Below are 19,718 nucleotides of genomic sequence, written 5' to 3' on the forward strand. Positions count from 1 at the left end.
CTATACTAGCTCCCCGTTTGTGCACCGCTCTAGTGCATTCGGCTGGAGCGTCACACGTCCCCTCACTCTCCATTCAGAGCCGCGCACTAATGAGCCTGTTTTCCGCTGTCGAATTGGCACCCCGCGATCCCATCCTGGGCCTCAACGAAGCTTTCAACGCCGACACCCGTACCAATAAGGTCAACCTGGGGGTGGGTGTTTACTGCAACGAGGAGGGGCGCATTCCACTCCTGCGCGCCGTGGTCGAGGCCGAGACGATTCGCGTGGCTCAGCACGTTTCCCGGGGTTACCTGCCGATCGACGGCATTGCCGCCTACGACCAGGCCGTGCAGACCTTGCTGTTTGGCAAGGACTCGCCACTGATCGCTTCCGGTCGCGTCATCACCACCCAGGCCGTGGGCGGCACTGGCGCATTGAAGATCGGTGCCGACTTCCTCAAGCAACTGCTGCCTGACGCCGTCGTCGCCATCAGTGACCCGAGCTGGGAAAACCACCGCGCCCTGTTCGAAACCGCCGGCTTCCCGGTGCAGAACTACCGCTACTACGATGCCGCCACCCACGACGTGAACCGCAGCGGCCTGCTGGAAGACCTCAACGCCCTGCCCGACCGCTCGATCGTTGTGCTGCACGCCTGCTGCCACAACCCGACTGGCGTGGACCTGAGCCCGCAAGACTGGAAAAACGTGCTGGCCGTGGTCAAGGCCAAAAACCACGTGCCGTTCCTGGACATGGCCTACCAAGGCTTTGGCGAAGGTATCGACGAAGACGCGGCGGCCGTGCGCCTGTTCGCCGAATCGGGGCTGACCTTCTTCGCCTCCAGTTCCTTCTCCAAGTCGTTCTCCCTGTACGGCGAGCGCGTCGGCGCCCTGTCGATCGTCAGCGAGTCGAAAGAAGAAAGTGCCCGTGTGCTGTCCCAGGTCAAGCGCGTGATCCGCACCAACTACTCCAACCCGCCAACCCACGGCGCCAGCATCGTCGCCGCCGTGCTCAACAGCCCGGAGCTGCGCGCCCAATGGGAAGCCGAACTGGCCGAAATGCGCCTGCGGATTCGCGGCATGCGCGACCAGATGGTCGACATGCTGGCCAAGGCCGCCCCACAGCATGACTTCAGCTTCGTCGCGCGCCAGAGCGGGATGTTCTCCTACTCCGGCCTGACCGTCGAACAAGTGACGCGCCTGCGCAACGAGTTCGGCATCTATGCCCTGGACACCGGCCGCATCTGCGTGGCCGCGCTGAACCAGAACAACATCGATGCGGTGACCAAGGCCATCGTCCAGGTGATCTGAAGGTCGTTGGGATGAAGAACGGGAAGCCATGGCTTCCCGTTTTTTTTTTGACTGTCTAAGCCTATGAAAACAGGCACACACCAGAACCTGTGGCGAGGGGATTTATCCCCGCTGGGCTGCGAAGCAGCCCCAGGTGCTTGAAGTTATTAACCTCCTACATCCGTTGCTGATTTCAGGGCTGCTACGCAGCCCAGCGGGGATAAATCCCCTCGCCACAAAAAGCATCCAGCCCTGCATTTCCTATACGAGCAAAATGCATCGCGACTACAACTCCGTCGCCCGCTGACTCGCTGCATCGTCATAGATGACATACAGCGACTCGGCCACCTGGCTCTTGATCGCCTTGGTACTTTCCAGCCCCAGGACAAAACCCTCGGCCTTGCCACCAGCGCGGTTCAGTTCTTCGGCCGTGCTCGCCTGGGTGATGGCGTCGTACAGTTTCTCGGCGTGAGGCCCCACACCCTTGGGCAAACTGATCTGGGCGGTGCTCACAAGCACACCTCGGCGCAACGGGCTGTGTGAAGTGGTAACAGGTGGTTCATGGCTAATACCTCAATGTCGGCGAATGGCCGGCAGCGCGTCCTGCCACTTCCGGGCAACCATGGTAGCCCTCTCCCGCCCTGCGGTAACTGCCAATCACTGATTGACCCTCAATGGACATCTGGAATGCGCCGTTCGCCAATAGACACTTGACTTCTCTTTTCCAATCAGTAACATACGCGCCATTCCGCGATAGCTCAGTTGGTAGAGCAAGTGACTGTTAATCACTGGGTCCCTGGTTCGAGTCCAGGTCGTGGAGCCAGACAGCAATAAAAAAGCCCCTGAATCGAAAGATTCAGGGGCTTTTTCGTGGGCGAAAGAAAAAGGCTGCTGGTTGAAAAAGCCTGTAGAGGTCGCTACGGGAACAATAATCCGGCGCCAAAAAGGCATTATGGTCTGAATCCTGCTTTGTTTTTCCTACAACCCAGGCTGTCACGTGAGCGTCACGACAGGGCCGCAAACTGGCTCTGTCCGCCAACAACAGCTTCATAACAACAAGGACGAAGGTATGCCCACGCAAAACCCCCATCGCATTGTCGGCCTGTGCACCTCAAGCAAGGTGTACAACGTACTGACCGAACTCAAGCAGCTGGAAGGCCACCGCAATGCCAAGTTCCTGTCCCTGCTGGCGGAAAACCTGGTGCGCAAGGGCCTGCTCAGTGAGCAGGAAGTGGTGCACATGCTCGACCTGGTCGTCGATTGAGCGGCATCGATTCCTACTATTGAGCCCGTTGATTTTTCGCCCTTCCCTCCGAGCCGTAAGGTAGCCCCATCGATTGATGGAGGTTTCCCATGCCCAAGGTTCAAATCATGTCTGTCATTGGCAGCGCCGTCCCCGCCCCGCTCAGGGAGCTCGGGTTGCTGGCCTGCTGGTATCTGGTGCAGGACGGCGTGACCATCAGCGGCCCGCTGACTTCACTGCCCGCCGCCCAGGCGCTGTCGCAACGCATCGGCCCCTACCTGCTGAGCGCCTAGGGCAACTGTACGCGTGGCGTGCTTTCGACGAACAAGGCCCAACACGACATGAACAGCGCAGCGATCAGCGGCCCGATCACGAAGCCGTTCAGCCCGAACACCGCCAGCCCGCCCAGGGTCGAAACCAACACCATGTAGTCGGGCATCTTGGTGTCCTTGCCCACCAGGATCGGCCGCAGGAAATTGTCCACCAGGCCGATCACGAACACCCCGAACAACGTCAGCACCACGCCCTGCCAGATCGCCCCCGAGAGCAGGAAATACACCGCCACCGGCGCCCAGACGAGCCCCGCCCCCACCGCCGGCAACAGCGACAGGAACGCCATCAGCACCGCCCAGGGCAACACAGTGGGAATCCCCAGGATCCAGAAGATCAGCCCACCCAGCGCCCCTTGGCTGATAGCGACCAGCAGGTTGCCTTTCACCGTGGCGCGCACCACCCGATTGAATTTCAGCTGCAAGCGGCGCTTTTGGTGTTCCGCCAAGGGAATGGCCGTGCGCACCTTGCGCACCAGCTCCGCGCCGTCGCGCAGAAAGAAGAACAGCAGATAGATCATCACGAAGAAGCTGACCAGGAACTGGAAGGTTCCTTGCCCGAAACTGAAGGCCTGGGTGGCGAAGAACTCGCTGCCCTGCATCGCGCTCTTGGCGATCTTGTCGCGCAGGCCGTTCAGGTTGCCCAGGCCGAAGCGGTCCAGCAAGTGCTGGAAGTACGGTGGCAAGACCTCCTTGAAGCGGGCCAGGTAATCGGCGATGTCCAGCTCTCCGCTTTCCAGGCTCTTGTACAGCGCCGTGCCCTCCTGGACCAGCAACATGCTGATGACAATGACCGGCAGGATCGCGATGACGACACAGGTGCTCAAGGTGAACAACGAAGTGACATTGCGGTGCCAACCGAACTTCAACTGCAGGCGGCGCTGCATGGGCGCAAAGACAATACCCAGGATCACCGCCCAGAACACAGCGCCATAAAACGGCAGCAGAATCCAGATGAAGGCGACCGTGACCAGCACCAGCAGCAACATCTGGGCTTTGTTTTGCAGCATCTTTCGATTCATCAGCTTTCCGTGTCCAAAGGCGGGATACACATTAGTCAGCCAGGACACGCCGGAGTGCCTTCACATTTGCGCCGCGCATTGATTCAAGTCAATAAGCTCCGACCGGCCCTGGCGTACCCTCCCCGCTTTTTGCGACTGACCCCACCATGACCCTCGCCGCCCCCGAACTGCTGGCGCCCGCCGGCACCCTGAAAAACATGCGTTATGCCTTTGCCTACGGTGCCGATGCGGTATACGCCGGCCAGCCACGCTACAGCCTGCGGGTGCGCAACAACGAATTCGACCACGCGAACCTGGCCTTGGGCATTGCCGAGGCCCAGGCCATGGGCAAGCGCTTCTACGTGGTGGTGAACATTGCCCCGCACAACGCCAAGCTGCGGACCTTCCTCAAAGACCTCGAACCGGTGATCGCCATGGCGCCGGACGCGCTGATCATGTCCGACCCGGGGTTGATCATGCTGGTTCGCCGGCATTTTCCGAAGATGCCAATTCACCTGTCGGTGCAGGCCAACACGGTGAACTGGGCAAGCGTCGAGTTCTGGCAGCAGCAGGGCTTGAGCCGGATCATCCTGTCCCGGGAACTGTCCCTGGAGGAAATCGCCGAGATCCGCGAGCAGGTGCCGGCCATGGAGCTGGAAGTGTTCGTCCACGGAGCGCTGTGCATGGCTTATTCCGGGCGCTGCCTGCTGTCCGGCTATTTGAACAAGCGCGACGCCAACCAGGGCAGTTGCACCAACGCCTGTCGCTGGAAATATTCGGCACAACCGGCGGTGGAAAACGCCGTGGGCGACATTGTGCAGAGCTATCAGCCCGAGCCGACCCTGGGCCTCGGCGCGCCCACCGACCAAGTGTTTTTGCTCCAGGAAGCCAACCGCCCGGAAGAGTCCATGCCGGCCTTCGAGGACGAGCACGGCACCTACATCATGAATGCCAAGGACTTGCGGGCCGTGCAACATGTCGAGCGCCTGGCGCGCATGGGCGTGCATTCCCTGAAGATCGAAGGCCGGACCAAGTCGCACTTCTATTGCGCGCGCACCACCCAGGTGTATCGCCGCGCCATCGATGACGCGGTGGCCGGCCGGAATTTTGATCGCAGCCTGATGACCGACCTGGAGTCGCTGGCCCAGCGCGGCTACACCGAAGGTTTTCTAAGACGCCACGTGCACGACGAATACCAGAACTACCAGAACGGCAGCTCGGTGTCGGAGCGCCAGCAGTTCGTCGGCGAACTGACCGGCGAACGGCGCGAACGCCTGGCCGAAGTGCGGGTGAAGAACCGCTTTGGCCTGGGCGATCACATGGAACTGATGACCCCCAAGGGCAACTTCCACTTCGACCTGCATCAGTTGCAGAACGTCAAGGGCCAGGGCATCGACGTGGCACCGGGGGATGGGCATGTGGTTTATGTGCCGATCCCGGATGCGGTGGATCTGCGGTTCGGGTTGTTGATGCGCGATGTGCGCGAGCCGTAGCCCCTGTGGGAGCGAGCTTGCTCGCGATGACGGTGTGTCAGCCAAATGAATGTAGGCTGATCCAGCGCTATCGCGAGCAAGCTCGCTCCCACAGGGTTTTGTAGCGGTTTGCGCTTGTGAAGCACGGCAGGAACTGCCGAAGGCTGCGATCCTTCTTTCTCGATAAGACCCGGTTGCCCAGGTGAAGACATCTGGATCGAGAGCGAAAGATCGCAGCCTTCGGCAGCTCCTGCTGCGCCGGGTCAGATCCGGAACTGCCCCACCAGTTGACCCAGGCGCTGGCCCAGGTCGGCCAGGCTGCGGGACGTCTGGGCGCCGAGTTGGGTTTCGTCGGCGACGCTGTCCACGGCCACGGCGATCTGGTGCACGCTGCGGTTGATTTCCTCGGCCACCGCGGTCTGTTCTTCGGCAGCGCTGGCGATCTGGGCGTTCATCGAGTTGATGGTGCCGATCAGTTGCGCCATGGTGTCCAGGGAGGCGCCGGCCTCGTTGGCCCGTTCCGAGGTGCCGTCGCCGGCCTCGCTGGAACGGCGCATCGCTTCCACCGCCGCATGGGTGCCGGATTGCAGGCGGTCGATCATGCCCTGGATTTCCTGGGTGCTTTGCTGGGTCCGGCTGGCCAGGGCCCGCACTTCATCGGCCACCACCGCGAACCCACGCCCGGCCTCGCCCGCACGCGCCGCCTCGATGGCAGCGTTGAGGGCCAGCAGGTTGGTCTGCTCGGCGATCGAACGAATCACCCCGAGCACACTGACAATCGACGCCACGTCCTGCTGCAGGCTGTCCAGGGACACGCCACTGCTGCGAATATCGTTCACCAACGCATGAATCTGCTGGATACTGCCGGCCACCACGCGCTTGGCCGATTGGCCTTCCTCGTCGGTCTGCTGGGCCGCGACGGCGGCACCCTGGGCGCTACGGGCGACTTCCTGGGCCGCCGAGGACATCTCGTTGATCGCCGTGGCGACCTGATCGGTTTCGTGGCGCTGGCGTTCCATGGCCTGCTCGGAGCGCTGGGCCTGCTCGGAGACTTGCGTCACCAGCCCGGTCAGTTGCGAGGTCATGTCGGTGATCTGCCGCACCAGGCCGTGGATCTTGTCGACGAAGCGGTTGAACGAACCGGCCAGTTGGCCCAGCTCGTCCTGGCTGGTGATCGCCAGGCGACGGGTCAGGTCACCCTCACCGGCGGCGATGTCGTCGAGGTTGTTTTTCATCAGGTGCAGGGGACGCAGGATCGTGTTGGCAAGCACCAGGCCTACCACGGCAATCACCAGCAACACCACCGCGGCGATCCCGACGATGCTCAATATCACGCCTTGCAGGCGATCGTGGACCTTGGCTTCCACCAGCGCCACCTGTGCTTCGATGCCGTCCAGGTTGACCGAGCTACCGACCGCCAGGTCCCACTTGGGCAGGTATTCGGTGTAGCCGAGCTTGGGTACCAGGTCCTTGCTGCCGGGCAGCGGCGAGCTGTATTCCAGGTAATGCGTCCCGTCCTTGGCGACTTTCACCAGGTCACGGTTGACGTAGACACCGTTCGGGTCGCGGTTGTCCTTGAAACTCTTGCCCACGCCATCGGGGCTGTTGGCCTTGAACAGACGAATGGTCTCGGAATCGTATCCGAAGAAATAGCCGTCCTTGCCATAGGTGATATTCGACAGCAGCTTGATCGCCTGAGCGCGCGCCTCGTTATCGCCAGGCGCGGCGGCATCGTAGAGTGGCTTGATCGCGGTAAGGCCCACCGCCACGTAATTCTGCAGCGTGGCCTTGGCGTCGCTGAGCAGGCGTTCACGGGTCTGCTGGACTTCTTTACTCGCTTGCTCCTTCAAGATGAAAGCCGTGGTCAGGCTGATGATCACGGCGGACAGCAATACCGGCAGTATCGCAAGGGACAGGACTTTAGCCTTCAGGCTCAGGCGCATGCTGTTCACTCTTGTTGGTGTTATTGGCGTGGTTAGCTGTATTAACGGCACCGCGCGGCAAAACTGTAGGACAGGTTTAACCGGCTATCGCGTCAGGCAGCAACTTCTTCGCTGGATTCAAAGGCCTCTTCGCGAGCAAGCCCGCTCCCACAAGGGATCGCTGGTGTACACATATTTTGTGTTCACTACAGATCCAGTGTGGGAGCGGGCTTGCTCGCGAAGGGTGCGACTCGGTCCTTGAGCCCTGTTGAATCAGCCCTACAAGACCATCGCCGCCACCCAACCAAACACCAGCAGCGGCAGGTTGTAGTGGATGAAGGTCGGGACCACGGTGTCCCAGATGTGATGGTGCTGGCCGTCGATGTTCAGGCCGGAGGTCGGGCCCAGGGTCGAGTCCGAGGCGGGCGAGCCGGCATCGCCCAGGGCGCCGGCGGTGCCGACGATGCAGACGATCGCCAGCGGGCTGAAGCCCAATTGCAGGCACAGTGGCACGAAAATCGTCGCCAGGATCGGCACCGTGGAAAACGACGAGCCGATGCCCATGGTCACCAGCAGCCCCACCAGCAACATCATCAGCGCGCCGACGCCTTTGTTGTGGCCGATCCAGGCCGCCGAGGCTTCCACCAGGCTCTGGACTTCACCGGTGGCCTTCATCACTTCGGCAAACCCTGAAGCGGCGATCATGATAAAGCCGATCATCGCCATCATTTTCATGCCTTCGGTGAACAGGTCGTCCGCCTCGCGCCAGCGCACCACCCCCGACAGCGAGAAAATCAGGAACCCGACCAGGGCACCGATGATCATCGAGTCCACCAGCAGTTGGATCGCGAATGCCGCCGCCACCGCCAGCCCGGCCACGATCAGGCTCAGCGGGTTGTAGCGCACCGCCACTTGCTCGGCCTTGGCGATCTGCTTCAGGTCATAGACGCGTTTCTTGCGGTACGTGATAAACGCCAGCACCAGGCCAAACACCATGCCCAACGCCGGAATACCCATGGCATGGGTGACCGTGATGCCACTGATGTCGACGCCGCTGCGAGCGACATTGGCCAGCAGGATTTCATTGAGGAAGATGTTGCCAAAGCCCACCGGCAGGAACATGTAGGGCGTGATCAGACCGAAGGTCATGACGCAGGCGATCAGGCGGCGGTCCAGTTGCAACTTGGTCAGGACGTAGAGCAGCGGCGGCACCAGCAGCGGGATGAACGCGATATGGATCGGCAGGACGTTCTGGGAAGCAACCGCGACCGTCCCCAGCAGACCGATCAGCACCCACTTGACGCTCGTGCCGCCAGCGGCATCCTGGCGATCCACCAGGGCCAGGGCTTTGTCCGCCAGGGCGTGGGCCATGCCGGACTTGGCAATCGCCACGGCGAAGGCACCGAGCAAGGCGTAGGACAACGCCACTGTCGCCCCTCCGCCCAGGCCGGCATTGAACGCCTTGAGCGTCGCCTCGATCCCCAGGCCGCCCGTCAGGCCGCCCACCAACGCGCCGATAATCAGCGCGATCACCACGTGCACGCGGGACAAGCTGAGCACCAGCATGACGCCAACCGCGGCAATTACTGCATTTATCATCGTTACCTCAGAGCACAGCGATGGAAAGCCACCGGACAAAAAGGTCGCGACTTTGCAGCAAGCGACGGCAAGCTGCAAGGGCCGTGGGGCGGGTTTTCAAATCTCGCAATATTGACTACCACCGCCGCCCCCCTGTGGGAGCGAGCTTGCTCGCGATGGCGTCCGTTCAGCCACATAGATAGTCACCGATAGATTGTTATCGCGAGCAAGCTCGCTCCCACAGGGGGCGGTGCCATGAGATCAGCGCTTGGGCAACTCGATCACGACCTTCAACCCACCCCACTCGCTGTCGTCCAACGCCAGCATCCCGCCCCAGGTGTCGACGATGTCCCGCACGATGCCCAGGCCCAAACCGTGTCCATCGGTTTGCTCATCCAACCGCGTGCCGCGGCTGAACACCTGGTCGCGGCGGTCCGCGGGGATGCCTGGGCCGTCGTCCTCCACGGCCAGGCTGAACCCCTCGAGCGTTTCGGTCAGGGTCAGGCGTACCTCGGCATCGGCCCATTTGCAGGCGTTGTCCAGCAGGTTGCCCAACAGTTCCAGCAGGTCTTCACGGTCCCAGGGCAGGTGCAGGCCTGGCGGGGCGACGTAACTCAGGTGCAGGTGTTCGCCGTGAATCATGTTCAGCGTGGCCAGCAATCCTGGCAGTTCCGTGTCACAGTCCAGGTGTGCGCCGGGCAAGGCATCGCCGGACAGGCGGGCGCGGTTGAGCTCGCGGTTCAGGCGCTGGCGGACCTGCTCCAGTTGATCGAGCAACAGTTTGCGCAGTTCGGGATAGGGGTCGAGCTTCTCGTTCGACGCCAGGCTTTGCAGCACCGCCAGCGGGGTTTTCAAGGCGTGGCCAAGGTTGCCCAGGGCGTTGCGCGAACGCTTGAGGCTGTCTTCGGTGTGGGCCAGCAGATGGTTGATTTGCGTCACCAGCGGTTCCAGCTCCCGTGGCACCTGTTCGTCCAGTTGTGAACGCTGCCCGCGCTGCAACTGGGCAATCTGCTCCCGGGCCCGGTCCAGCGGACGCAGGGCCCGGCGCACGGTGATGCGTTGCAGCAACAGAATCAGCAACAGCCCCGCCAACCCGAGCCCGAGGCCGATCTGTTGCATCCGGCGGAAGCTGTCACGCACCGGTGTGTAATCCTGGGCCACGCTGATGGAGATCGCCTGGCCCAGCCGCCGATAGTCGGTGCGCAGCACCAAAAGCTTCTGGCCCTCAGGCCCCAGTTGCAGGTTGCTGTGCAGGCCCGGGTGGTCGAGCCGGGGCAATTCCTGGTCCCACAGGGAGCGGGAGCGCCAGTGCACATCGGCAAAGTCGATGCGGAAATAATGTCCGGAAAACGGTCGCTGATAGGCCGGCGACAAACGTCGTTCATCCAGTTGCAGCCCCTGCGGGCCGCGCACCAGAGCCACCAGCAGGTTTTCGCTGTCATTGCGCAGCCCGGCTTCCAGGTAACGCTGCAAGCCCAGCTCGAACAACCACAGGCTGGTCTGTGCCAGAACCAGGCCGACCACCACCATCACACCGATCAACCCCAGGCTCAGGCGCCGCTGGATGGATCTCACTGCGCCTGCCCGCCGAACAGGTAACCCTGGCCGCGACGGGTTTCGATCACGCTGCGGCCCAGCTTGCGCCGCAGGTGATTGACGTGGACTTCGAGCACGTTGGAATCGCGCTCGGTCTCACCGTCGTACAGGTGTTCGGCGAGATGGCTTTTGGAAAGGATCTGCTCGGGATGCAGCATGAAATAACGCAACAGACGGAACTCGGCCGCCGTGAGCTGGATGTCGGTGCCGTCGCGGACCACGCACTGGCGACTCTCATCCAGGTGCAACCCGGCCGATTTCAGCGTCGGCTGGTTGACCTGACCGTGGGAGCGGCGCAGCAACGCCTGGATCCGCAACTGCAGCTCTTCAGGATGAAAAGGTTTGGTCAGGTAATCGTCGGCCCCGGCCTTGAGGCCTTCGATGCGCTCGGCCCAGGAGCCACGTGCGGTAAGGATCAACACTGGCGTGCTCAAGCCACCGGCACGCCATTGGGCGAGCACCTCAAGCCCCGGCACACCCGGCAGGCCGAGATCGAGGATGATCAGGTCATAGGGCTCGCTGCTGCCCTGGTATACCGCGTCGCGACCGTCGGCGAGCCAATCGACGGCGTAGCCCTGGCGTGCAAGCCCGGCCATCAGTTCGTCGGCCAGGGGCACGTGATCTTCCACCAGAAGCAGGCGCATCAGTCTTCCTTATCTTTGAGTAAGCGGCCGGTCGCGGCCTCCAGGTCCAGTTCGCGCACGACGCCGTCAGTGTCCAGCAACTCGACCTCATAAATATAGACACCGTGTTTCTCCTCCAACTCGGCTTCCAGCAGCTTGGCGCCGGGATGCCGGTCCAGCGCCTGTTGCAGCAGTTGTTCGAGTGGCAGGATCACGCCCTGCTGGCGCAGTTGCAGGGCCTCGTCCTGATCCAGGTCGCGGGCCACGGCCAACGAACAAAACGCCAGCAGCGCCAGCGCCCATCGGCTGCGGGCGCATAAATTAAGCTTCATTACATATCCTGATGATTCTTGAGTACCTTGCCGTTGGTGGCGTCCAATTCCAGATCCCACTCGAGGCCCTTGTCATCGCGTAGTTCCACCTTGTAGAGGTACTTGCCGTACTCCTCTTCCAGCTCGGTGTCGGTGACGGTGGAGGCGGGATGTCTGGCCAGGGCCGTGGCGCTGAGTTTTTCAAAGGACAGGATGGTACCAGCGTCTTGCAGCTTGCGGGCTTCGTCCGCGCTCAGGTCTCGTGCGTGAACCAGGCTCGCACCGAAGGCCATGAGGGTCGCGATGAAAAAGGCAGTCAGGCGGTTCATGGGTAGTCTCCTTTTTATAATGTTTACCGGGGGACTGTATCGAGAGGAACTTAACTGAAACTGAATGGCCATCACCTAGGGCGTTGTGTCGCTATAATCAGCCGCCTACCCGTATTCGAGACCGGTATGACCGCCATCCACATCAAGTTCCCCACCCTCACCCTCAAGGCCGGCCCCCGTGCGTTCGGGCGGATTCGCCAGGCCGGCTTGAACGCCGCTGACGTCGGCATCCTGCCCGGCGCCGCCGGTGGTCCCAAGGCCCTGGGCATCCAGGGGCTCGACCTGGCGCTGTTCGGCGAATGGCTGTCCGCCGCGCCCCGGGAACGCTCGCTGATCGGGGCCTCGGTGGGAGCCTGGCGCTTCGCCAGTGCCTGCCTGCCGGATGCCGCCGAGGGGATCCGACGCCTGGGCACCTTGTACAACGATCAAAGCTTCGCCAAAGGCGTGACCATGGCCGGGGTCAGCCAGAGCTCGCAACGCATGCTCGATGATTTGCTCGACGGCCGCGACGCTTCGATCCTCGATAACCCGCGATACCGGCTCAACATCATGGTGGTCAAGAGCCACGGCCTGCTCGCCGAGGATCATCGCGGCCGGCTGGGCCTGGGGCTGTCGTCGGTGATCGCCGACAACCTGCGAGGCCGTGCGCGGCTGTCGCGGCATTTCGAACGGCTGATCATCCACGACCCGCGCCTGGCCCCGCCCCTGCATCCGCTGAATGACTTTCCATCGCGCTTCGTGCCCTTGGCGGCCGGCAACCTGCGCCAGGCCCTGCTGGCCTCGGGCTCGATCCCGATGGTCATGGAGGGCGTGCGCGACCTGCCGGGCGCCGGTGCCGGCACCTATCGCGACGGCGGTCTGCTGGACTACCACCTCGACCTGCCGTACAGCGGCGAGGACATCGTGTTGTATCCGCACTTCACCGACCGGGTCATTCCCGGCTGGTTCGACAAGGGCCTGCCGTGGCGCCGGGGCAGCGTCGATCGCCTGCAGGACGTGTTGCTGCTGGCACCGTCCCGGGAATACCTGGCGCGCCTGCCCTACGGCAAGCTGCCAGACCGCAACGACTTCAAGCGCTTCATGGGCGACGACCCGAGCCGACGCAAGTATTGGCGCACGGCAATGGACGAGAGCCGCCGGCTCGGTGACGAGTTCCTGGAGCTGACGGCCAACGGTGGGTTGGGCGAGCGTTTGCTGACCCTTTAGTCAGCACGGTCGCGCAACGCCGTTATCAAACTGATAAACTGCGCCGCCTGCCTCGCGACCGCTACCTTAAAGAGCCCGAACCTGTGGAAATCTTCAAAGAATTTACTTTCGAATCCGCCCATCGCCTGCCCCACGTGCCGGACGGCCACAAGTGCGGCCGCCTTCACGGCCACTCGTTCAAAGTGGCGATCCACCTGAGCGGCGATATCGATCCGCACACCGGTTGGATTCGCGACTTTTCGGAGATCAAGGCGATCTTCAAGCCCCTCTACGAGCGCCTGGACCACAACTACCTCAACGACATTCCTGGCCTGGAAAACCCTACCAGCGAAGTATTGGCCAAGTGGATCTGGAATGAGCTGAAGCCGTTGCTGCCGGAGCTCAGCGCCATCCGCATCCACGAGACCTGCACCAGCGGTTGCATCTACCACGGCGAATAAAATCCGTGGGGCCGCCTGTGGGAGAAAAGTTTGCTCCCACAGGACCTAGCTGCCCCACTGTGCTTTCCCTGACCTGCCTGCATTGGCCTATGATCCCCTGACCCCTTTCAGACAGAGGTTCGATCATGACCCACTGGCCACTGGATCAGCTATACGACTTCAACGGACACCCCATCCGCTACGCCATCCACGGCGATGGCCCGCCGTTGGTGTTTGTCCACGGCACGCCCTTCTCTTCCTACGTGTGGCACCGGATCGCCCCGCTGTTCTTCGCCACCCACCGGGTGCATTACTTCGACCTGCTGGGGTATGGCCAATCCGCGCAACCCGACGCCGACGTGTCCCTCGGCGTGCAAAACCAGTTGTTCGCACAATTGCTGAAGCATTGGCGCCTGGATTGCCCGGACGTGGTGGCCCATGACTTTGGCGGCGCCACCGCCCTGCGCACGCACCTGCTCAATGGCAAGGACTACCGCAGCCTGACCCTGATCGATCCGGTGGCGCTGTCGCCCTGGGGTTCACCCTTTGTGCAGCATGTCCGCCAGCATGAAGCCGCCTTCAGCGGCCTGCCCGACTACATCCAGCGGGCCATCGTGCCGACCTATATCCGCGGCGCGATCAAACGCGACATCCCGGACGCGGAACTGGCGCCCTACGTGCAACCATGGCTTGGCGAGCCGGGCCAGGCCGCGTTCTACCGGCAGATTGCGCAGATGGACGAACGCTATACCCGTGAAGCCGAGGGCCTGTACCCCAGCGTGCGCTGCCCGACCCAGATCCTTTGGGGCGAGGATGACCAGTGGATCCCCATCGAACGCGGCCGGGCCCTGCACAAGCTGATCCCAGATGCACAGTTGCACCCTGTTCCGAACGCCGGGCACCTGGTCCAGGAAGATGCACCGGAGGCCATCGTCGCGGCGGTGTTGCGGTTCCTGCCATTGCCCTCCCCGACCTGAAAACACTGCGTCCTCCTGTGGGAGCGAGCTTGCTCGCGATGGCGGCATGGCAGTCAATTTGATGCTATCTGACACACCGGTATCGCGAGCAAGCTCGCTCCCACAGGGGCTCGTCGCTAATGAGACCCGTGTTCCAACTTGAATCACCCGCGCACCGCTTTTGATCCCTTCGTCCACCCAATCCCCAGGATTGTCTATAAATAACCTCGCGATCATGCCCTTGGCACGGCCGCTGCACACTTGCGATATCTCCCCCTCATCCGCAAGGACCGCCTCATGACTCAGAACGATCCGGGCAACGATTATCCCCTGAGCGAAGTCCCGCTGCATGCCCGCAAGGGCCTGGCCTCCACGGTCATGGTGCTGCTGGGTTTCACCTTCTTCACCGCCACGATGTTCGCCGGAGGCAAGCTGGGAGTGGCGTTCGGTTTTGCCCAGATGCTCACGGTGATTGTGATCGGTAACCTGCTGCTAGGCCTCTATGCCGCTGGCCTGGGTTACATCGCCTTCAAGAGCGGGCTCAATTCGGTGTTGATGGGGCGCTTCTGTTTCGGCGAGGTGGGCAGCAAGCTCAGCGACTTGATCCTGGGGTTCACCCAGATCGGCTGGTACGCCTGGGGCACGGCGACCGCCGCGGTGGTGCTGGGCAAGTATTTCCAGTTGGGCGAAGGCACCGTGCTGGGGTTGATGGTGCTGTTTGGCCTGGGGTTCTGCGTCACCGCCTATATCGGCTATCGCGGCCTGGAACTCCTCTCGTACCTCGCCGTGCCGGCGATGATGTTGCTGCTGATGCTGTCGATGTGGGTGGCGACGGTGAAGGTCGGCGGCTTCGAGGGCTTGCTGGCGGTGGTGCCCACGGGCAGCCTCGATGTGTCCACCGCCATCACGCTGGTGTTCGGCACCTTCGTCAGCGGCGCGACCCAGGCCACCAATTGGACACGGTTCTCCCGCTCGGCGAAGGTCGCGGTGCTGGCAAGCCTGATCGGCTTCTTCCTGGGCAACGGCCTCATGGTGCTGATCGGCGCCTACGGGGCCATCGTCTATCAACAGCCGGACGTGGTCGAAGTGTTGCTGTTGCAGGGCTTCGCCATGGCGGCGATGGCGATGCTGCTGCTCAACATCTGGAGCACCCAGGACAACACCATCTACAACTTCGCCGTGGCCGGCTGCAACCTGCTGCGCACTCGCCGGCGCAAGACCGTGACCCTCTGCGGCGCGGTGATCGGCACGCTGCTGGCCCTGCTGGGCATGTACGATCTGCTGGTGCCATACCTGATTCTGTTGGGCACCGTGATCCCACCCATTGGCGGGGTGATCATGGCCGATTTCTTCTTCCGCTGGCGTGGTCGCTATCCACGCCTGGCCGAAGCCCGGCTACCGGCGTTCAACTGGCCCGGCCTGGTGGCCTATGGGCTCGGCACGGTCGCCGCGTTCAATTCACCGTGGGTCGCGCCGCTGGTAGGAATCGCCACCGGCGCGCTAACGTATGTGCTATTGATCAGCGTAATGGGTATTCGCGCCGCTGACGCGCCCCTACAAGACCTCTAAAGGATTCGCCCGATGCACATCATCAACGCCCGCCTGCGCAACCGCGAAGGCTTGCATGAACTGCACCTGGAAAACGGCCTGATCGCCAACATCGCCCGCCAGACCGAGGCCCCCAGCCTCGGCCCGCAAGACCTCGATGCCGGCGGCAACCTGGTGGTACCGCCCTTCGTCGAACCGCACATCCACCTGGACGCCACCCTCACCGCCGGCGAGCCACGCTGGAACATGAGCGGCACGCTGTTCGAAGGCATCGAGTGCTGGGGCGAGCGCAAGGCCACCATCACCCAGGAAGACACCAAGACCCGCGCCAAGCGCACGCTCCAGGCCCTCGCCGCCCATGGCATCCAGCATGTGCGCACCCACGTCGACGTGACCGACCCTGAGCTGACGGCCCTCAAGGCCATGCTGGAAGTCCGTGAGCAAAGCCAGCATCTGGTGGACATGCAGATCGTCGCGTTTCCCCAGGAAGGCATCGAGTCCTACCGCAACGGTCGCGAGCTGATGGAAGAAGCGATTCGCATGGGCGCCGACGTGGTGGGCGGCATCCCCCACTTCGAATACACCCGCGACCAAGGCGTCAGCTCGGTGAAGTTCCTGATGGACCTGGCCGAGCGCACCGGGTGCCTGGTGGATGTGCATTGCGACGAAACCGACGACCCGCACTCGCGCTTTCTCGAAGTACTCGCCGAAGAAACCCGCAGCCGCGACATGGGGGCCCGCGTCACCGCCAGCCACACCACGGCCATGGGCTCCTATGACAACGCCTACTGCGCCAAGCTGTTCCGTCTGCTCGGGCACTCAGGCATCAGCTTTGTCTCTTGCCCGACCGAAAGCATTCACCTGCAAGGCCGATTCGACACCTTCCCCAAACGCCGCGGCGTCACCCGGGTCAATGAACTGCTCGAAGCCGGGATGAACGTCTGCTTCGGCCAGGACTCCATCGTCGACCCGTGGTATCCGCTGGGCAACGGCAACATCCTGCGAGTGCTGGAGGCCGGGCTGCATATCTGTCACATGCTCGGCTACCGCAACCTGCAGAGCGCCCTGGACCTGGTCACCGACAACAGTGCCAAGGCCATGGCCCTGGGCGAACGCTACGGGCTGGAACCCGGCCGTCCGGCGAACTTGCTGATCCTGTCGGCGGACAGTGACTACGAAGTGATCCGCAGCCAGGGCTTGCCGCTCTATTCGATTCGCAACGGCGAAGTGCTGATGAAGCGGCAGATGCCGGTGGTGGAGTTTGCGCAGCAGCCAGGCTGATTTCCTGTAGGAACGAGCTTACTCGCGGTGGCGGTCTACCCGCTGATATGGATGTGACTGACCCGCCGCTATCGCGAGCAAGCTCGCTCCCACAATGGATCTGTGTCAGATACGACATTTCTATCCACTGAAGATCCCCTGTGGGAGCGAGCTTGCTCGCGGTGGCGGCATCGGCCACGCCACGCACCTTCAGAAAGCGCTAGGGCACAGACCGCGCCGTCCCAAACAACCTGACCCGCACCAACTCACCCACCTCTTCTTCCAGCAAAATCGGCGCAGTCCCCCCCGGCATCACCACCCGCACCGGCCCCGCCGGCACCCAACCCACCCGCCACGCCGCGCTGGCCACGGCACTGGCGCTGGTGCCCGAGGAGGCCGTGGGCCCCTCGCCTCGCTCGAACACCCGGGCCGCGATTCGCCCTTGGGCTTCGAGCCAGGCCCATTGCAGATTCACCCCCCTCGGGCACGGGACGCCGGCTCCACCGGGCACCGCATAAGCGATGCGAGTCAGGCTGTGCGAGAGCGCCGCGGCACGCATCTGCGAATTGCTCGGCAACGCCTCGGCACCGTCCACCAGCGTCACGCAGTGAGGATTGCCCATGCTCACGAACTGGCTATTGCCCCACGCCGGGTTCAACCGTTCGAGTGCCGCCACACGACTGACATCGCGCTGGTTGAACATCACCCGCTCGACGCCCTCGGCACCGACGGCCTGGGCCCCGAACAGCGGTTTACCCAGGTCCAGCCAGAAACCCGGCGTCCCTTCGAATTCAGCGGCACGAACCGAGGTTTGCAGTGGCGAAAAGCCGTCGGGCTTGTCGTGATGAACCTGTAGCACGCAATCACCAGGCCCCACCATCAAGCCCTGTTCTCGCAAGGCCTGGGAGAAAATCGTCAAGCCATTGCCACTGCGCTCGGCCAGGGTGCCGTCGGTATTGACGATCAACAGATCGAAGGGCGGTTCGTGCTGGAACGGGCCGATCAACAGACCATCACTGCGATGAGCCTTGGCGTCCGGTGGTGCTTCGCCCGGCGCCCAGGCGCAGAATGCGTGCACGGCAGCCGTTGCCCAGGACTCACGCGCCTGCGCGGCCTGGGCAGCCGACTGAGGCAGCGCGATGCCGTGGTCCCGGACCTGCCCAGGGGAGATGACGCCATAGAGATTGCCGCGCGCGTCATAAAACTTCGTCATGGGTCAGTCCCGGTATCCGCCAGCAAGGACCGCTACTTTATGACGGCAAAGGCCGGGGGAGCAAAGCCTGCTGGCAACCGGATAGTGGCGTCGGCACCTTGGGGTCGCGGTGCGGTCAGTGGATATGCAAGCATAGGCGCCTGCCTGCACCACCGCACCGCACGCAAGCCAAGGACGTTTCATGACCGCCATTACCCCCCCGCCCACCTTTATTCCCGGACGCCTGGAACAGATGTCCACCCGCATCGCCTACCTCATCGCCGGCATCGGCATCGCCGCCTGGGCGCCGCTGGTGCCTTACGCCAAGGTGCGGGCGAACCTGGATGAAGGCACGCTCGGGTTGCTGCTGTTATGCCTGGGGGTCGGGTCGATCCTGGCGATGCCGATTTCCGGCGCACTGGCGGCGCGGTTCGGCTGCCGCCGGGTGCTCAGCGGCGGCACGATTCTGATTTGCCTGGCGCTGCCGCTGCTGGCGACGATGACCTCCCTGCCCTGGCTGGTGGCCGCGTTGTTCCTGTTTGGCGCCGGGCTCGGTACCGTGGACTCGACCGTGAACCTGCAAGCGGTGATCGTCGAACGGGCCAGTGGCAAGACCATGATGTCGGGTTTCCACGGCATGTTCAGCCTCGGCGGGATCATTGGCGCGGCCGGTGTGAGCGCCCTGCTCGGCCTCGGGCTTTCACCGCTGGGGGCAACGCTGGTGGTCAATGGCGTGCTGCTGGTGGCGTTGTTCAAGGCCGCGCCACACCTGTTGCCCTATGGCAGCGAAAGCTCGGGGCCGGCGTTCGCCATTCCCCATGGCGTGGTGTTGTTCATCGGCATCCTGTGTTTCATCGTGTTCCTGGCCGAAGGTGCGGTGCTGGACTGGAGCGCCGTGTTCCTGACCACCGAGCGTGCGGTGGATACCGCCTATGCCGGGCTGGGTTATGCCGCCTTCGCGCTGACCATGACCATCGGCCGCCTGACCGGCGACTCGGTGGTGCACCGCCTGGGCGCCAAGCGCGTGATCATCTACGGCGGGTCGATCGCAGCGGCCGGGTTCCTGCTGGCGACACTCGCTCCGATGTGGCAAGCCGCACTGCTGGGGTACGCGTTGGTGGGCGCCGGGTGTTCGAACATCGTGCCGGTGCTGTACACCGCCGTCGGCAAACAGACCCTGATGCCGGAAGCGATCGCGGTACCAGCCATCACCACCATCGGCTATGCCGGCATCCTCGCCGGCCCGGCGCTGATCGGCTTCGTCGCCCATGGCAGCAGCTTGAGCCTTGCGTTCGGGTTGATCGCGTTGTCGCTGGTGGCGGTGGCCGTCAGCGGGAAAGTCTTGAAGGTCTGATGCCTGCACACATTTCTTTATTGAAAGGAGACTGATCTGTGGCGAGGGGATTTATCCCCGCTGGGCTGCGCAGCAGCCCCAAATCCTGTCGATGCGGCCTGTCTGGCATACCGA

General features: G+C 62.9%; 19 protein-coding genes, 1 tRNA gene and 1 pseudogene. 11 read left to right on the plus strand and 10 right to left on the minus strand.

The window, feature by feature from the left end:
* The first annotated feature begins 89 nt into the window (after positions 1–89).
* Complete coding sequence (locus ACMTA2_RS22550; RefSeq protein WP_413791842.1) at positions 90–1,286, plus strand: amino acid aminotransferase; 1,197 nt, start codon at positions 90–92, stop codon at positions 1,284–1,286.
* A gap of 264 nt (positions 1,287–1,550) precedes the next feature.
* Here ACMTA2_RS22550 and ACMTA2_RS22555 read toward each other — a convergent pair whose 3' ends face one another.
* Positions 1,551–1,778: a hypothetical protein gene (locus ACMTA2_RS22555; protein ID WP_018612405.1), complete on the minus strand. Its 228-nt coding sequence runs from the start codon at positions 1,776–1,778 to the stop codon at positions 1,551–1,553.
* A gap of 234 nt (positions 1,779–2,012) precedes the next feature.
* Here ACMTA2_RS22555 and ACMTA2_RS22560 point away from each other — a divergent pair.
* The 3 genes from ACMTA2_RS22560 to ACMTA2_RS22570 all read left to right on the plus strand — a co-directional run bounded on the left by ACMTA2_RS22560 (position 2,013) and on the right by ACMTA2_RS22570 (position 2,801).
* Positions 2,013–2,088 (plus strand) — tRNA-Asn (locus ACMTA2_RS22560).
* A gap of 246 nt (positions 2,089–2,334) precedes the next feature.
* Positions 2,335–2,529: a hypothetical protein gene (locus tag ACMTA2_RS22565; RefSeq protein ID WP_014337442.1), complete on the plus strand. Its 195-nt coding sequence runs from the start codon at positions 2,335–2,337 to the stop codon at positions 2,527–2,529.
* Between the two features lie 89 nt (positions 2,530–2,618).
* The gene (locus ACMTA2_RS22570) at positions 2,619–2,801 is read left to right on the plus strand and encodes a hypothetical protein (protein WP_003203898.1); all 183 of its coding nucleotides are present in this window, start codon (positions 2,619–2,621) and stop codon (positions 2,799–2,801) included.
* Here ACMTA2_RS22570 and ACMTA2_RS22575 read toward each other — a convergent pair.
* Positions 2,798–3,859: an AI-2E family transporter gene (locus ACMTA2_RS22575; protein ID WP_413791843.1), complete on the minus strand. Its 1,062-nt coding sequence runs from the start codon at positions 3,857–3,859 to the stop codon at positions 2,798–2,800. The two genes, ACMTA2_RS22570 and ACMTA2_RS22575, sit on opposite strands and share 4 nt — an antisense overlap.
* A 146-nt stretch (positions 3,860–4,005) precedes the next feature.
* Between ACMTA2_RS22575 and trhP the strand changes: the two genes are divergently transcribed.
* Positions 4,006–5,331 carry a prephenate-dependent tRNA uridine(34) hydroxylase TrhP gene (gene trhP, locus ACMTA2_RS22580; RefSeq protein WP_413791844.1) on the plus strand — a complete coding sequence of 442 codons (1,326 nt, stop codon included), beginning with the start codon at positions 4,006–4,008 and terminating at the stop codon, positions 5,329–5,331.
* 242 nt (positions 5,332–5,573) lie between these two features.
* Here the strand turns inward: trhP and ACMTA2_RS22585 are convergent, their stop codons facing one another.
* The 7 genes and pseudogenes from ACMTA2_RS22585 to ACMTA2_RS22615 all read right to left on the minus strand — a co-directional run bounded on the left by ACMTA2_RS22585 (position 5,574) and on the right by ACMTA2_RS22615 (position 11,669).
* Positions 5,574–6,395 carry a methyl-accepting chemotaxis protein gene (locus ACMTA2_RS22585; protein ID WP_370873826.1) on the minus strand — a complete coding sequence of 274 codons (822 nt, stop codon included), beginning with the start codon at positions 6,393–6,395 and terminating at the stop codon, positions 5,574–5,576.
* 84 nt (positions 6,396–6,479) lie between these two features.
* Positions 6,480–7,253 (minus strand): annotated as a pseudogene (locus ACMTA2_RS22590) (cache domain-containing protein); the annotation flags it as partial.
* Between the two features lie 258 nt (positions 7,254–7,511).
* On the minus strand, positions 7,512–8,828 hold the full coding sequence (locus tag ACMTA2_RS22595) for a Na+/H+ antiporter family protein (protein ID WP_413795705.1): 1,317 nt from the start codon (positions 8,826–8,828) through the stop codon (positions 7,512–7,514).
* 243 nt (positions 8,829–9,071) lie between these two features.
* Entirely contained in the window at positions 9,072–10,385 is a 1,314-nt protein-coding gene (locus tag ACMTA2_RS22600; RefSeq protein WP_413791845.1) for a sensor histidine kinase, read from the minus strand.
* The gene (locus tag ACMTA2_RS22605) at positions 10,382–11,050 is read right to left on the minus strand and encodes a response regulator transcription factor (protein ID WP_063320294.1); all 669 of its coding nucleotides are present in this window, start codon (positions 11,048–11,050) and stop codon (positions 10,382–10,384) included. Before ACMTA2_RS22605 ends, ACMTA2_RS22600 begins: the two co-directional genes overlap by 4 nt.
* Positions 11,050–11,361: a PepSY domain-containing protein gene (locus ACMTA2_RS22610; protein ID WP_413791846.1), complete on the minus strand. Its 312-nt coding sequence runs from the start codon at positions 11,359–11,361 to the stop codon at positions 11,050–11,052. The genes ACMTA2_RS22605 and ACMTA2_RS22610 overlap by 1 nt, the downstream gene beginning before the upstream one ends.
* Positions 11,361–11,669, minus strand: a complete 309-nt coding sequence (locus ACMTA2_RS22615; protein ID WP_413791847.1) for a PepSY domain-containing protein — start codon at positions 11,667–11,669, stop codon at positions 11,361–11,363. The genes ACMTA2_RS22610 and ACMTA2_RS22615 overlap by 1 nt, the downstream gene beginning before the upstream one ends.
* A gap of 126 nt (positions 11,670–11,795) precedes the next feature.
* On the opposite strand from ACMTA2_RS22615, the gene ACMTA2_RS22620 reads away from it, so the two are divergent.
* The 5 genes from ACMTA2_RS22620 (at position 11,796) to codA (ending at position 17,079) form a co-directional block, all read left to right on the plus strand.
* Positions 11,796–12,875 (plus strand): patatin-like phospholipase family protein, encoded by a 1,080-nt coding sequence (locus tag ACMTA2_RS22620; RefSeq protein WP_413791848.1) that lies wholly within the window; start codon positions 11,796–11,798, stop codon positions 12,873–12,875.
* An 83-nt stretch (positions 12,876–12,958) separates the two neighbouring features.
* Positions 12,959–13,315 (plus strand): 6-carboxytetrahydropterin synthase QueD, encoded by a 357-nt coding sequence (gene queD, locus ACMTA2_RS22625; RefSeq protein WP_003203918.1) that lies wholly within the window; start codon positions 12,959–12,961, stop codon positions 13,313–13,315.
* Between the two features lie 125 nt (positions 13,316–13,440).
* The gene (locus ACMTA2_RS22630) at positions 13,441–14,271 is read left to right on the plus strand and encodes an alpha/beta fold hydrolase (protein ID WP_413791849.1); all 831 of its coding nucleotides are present in this window, start codon (positions 13,441–13,443) and stop codon (positions 14,269–14,271) included.
* A 276-nt stretch (positions 14,272–14,547) separates the two neighbouring features.
* Positions 14,548–15,819: a cytosine permease gene (gene codB, locus ACMTA2_RS22635; RefSeq protein WP_413791850.1), complete on the plus strand. Its 1,272-nt coding sequence runs from the start codon at positions 14,548–14,550 to the stop codon at positions 15,817–15,819.
* Between the two features lie 12 nt (positions 15,820–15,831).
* Positions 15,832–17,079 (plus strand): cytosine deaminase, encoded by a 1,248-nt coding sequence (gene codA / locus ACMTA2_RS22640; protein ID WP_413791851.1) that lies wholly within the window; start codon positions 15,832–15,834, stop codon positions 17,077–17,079.
* 199 nt (positions 17,080–17,278) lie between these two features.
* Here the strand turns inward: codA and ACMTA2_RS22645 are convergent, their stop codons facing one another.
* On the minus strand, positions 17,279–18,271 hold the full coding sequence (locus ACMTA2_RS22645) for a diaminopimelate epimerase (protein ID WP_413791852.1): 993 nt from the start codon (positions 18,269–18,271) through the stop codon (positions 17,279–17,281).
* Between the two features lie 181 nt (positions 18,272–18,452).
* Between ACMTA2_RS22645 and ACMTA2_RS22650 the strand changes: the two genes are divergently transcribed.
* Entirely contained in the window at positions 18,453–19,604 is a 1,152-nt protein-coding gene (locus tag ACMTA2_RS22650; protein WP_413791853.1) for an MFS transporter, read from the plus strand.
* The last annotated feature ends 114 nt before the right edge of the window (positions 19,605–19,718 follow it).

This window comes from Pseudomonas medicaginis (assembly GCF_965119365.1).
Taxonomy (GTDB): Bacteria; Pseudomonadota; Gammaproteobacteria; order Pseudomonadales; family Pseudomonadaceae; genus Aquipseudomonas.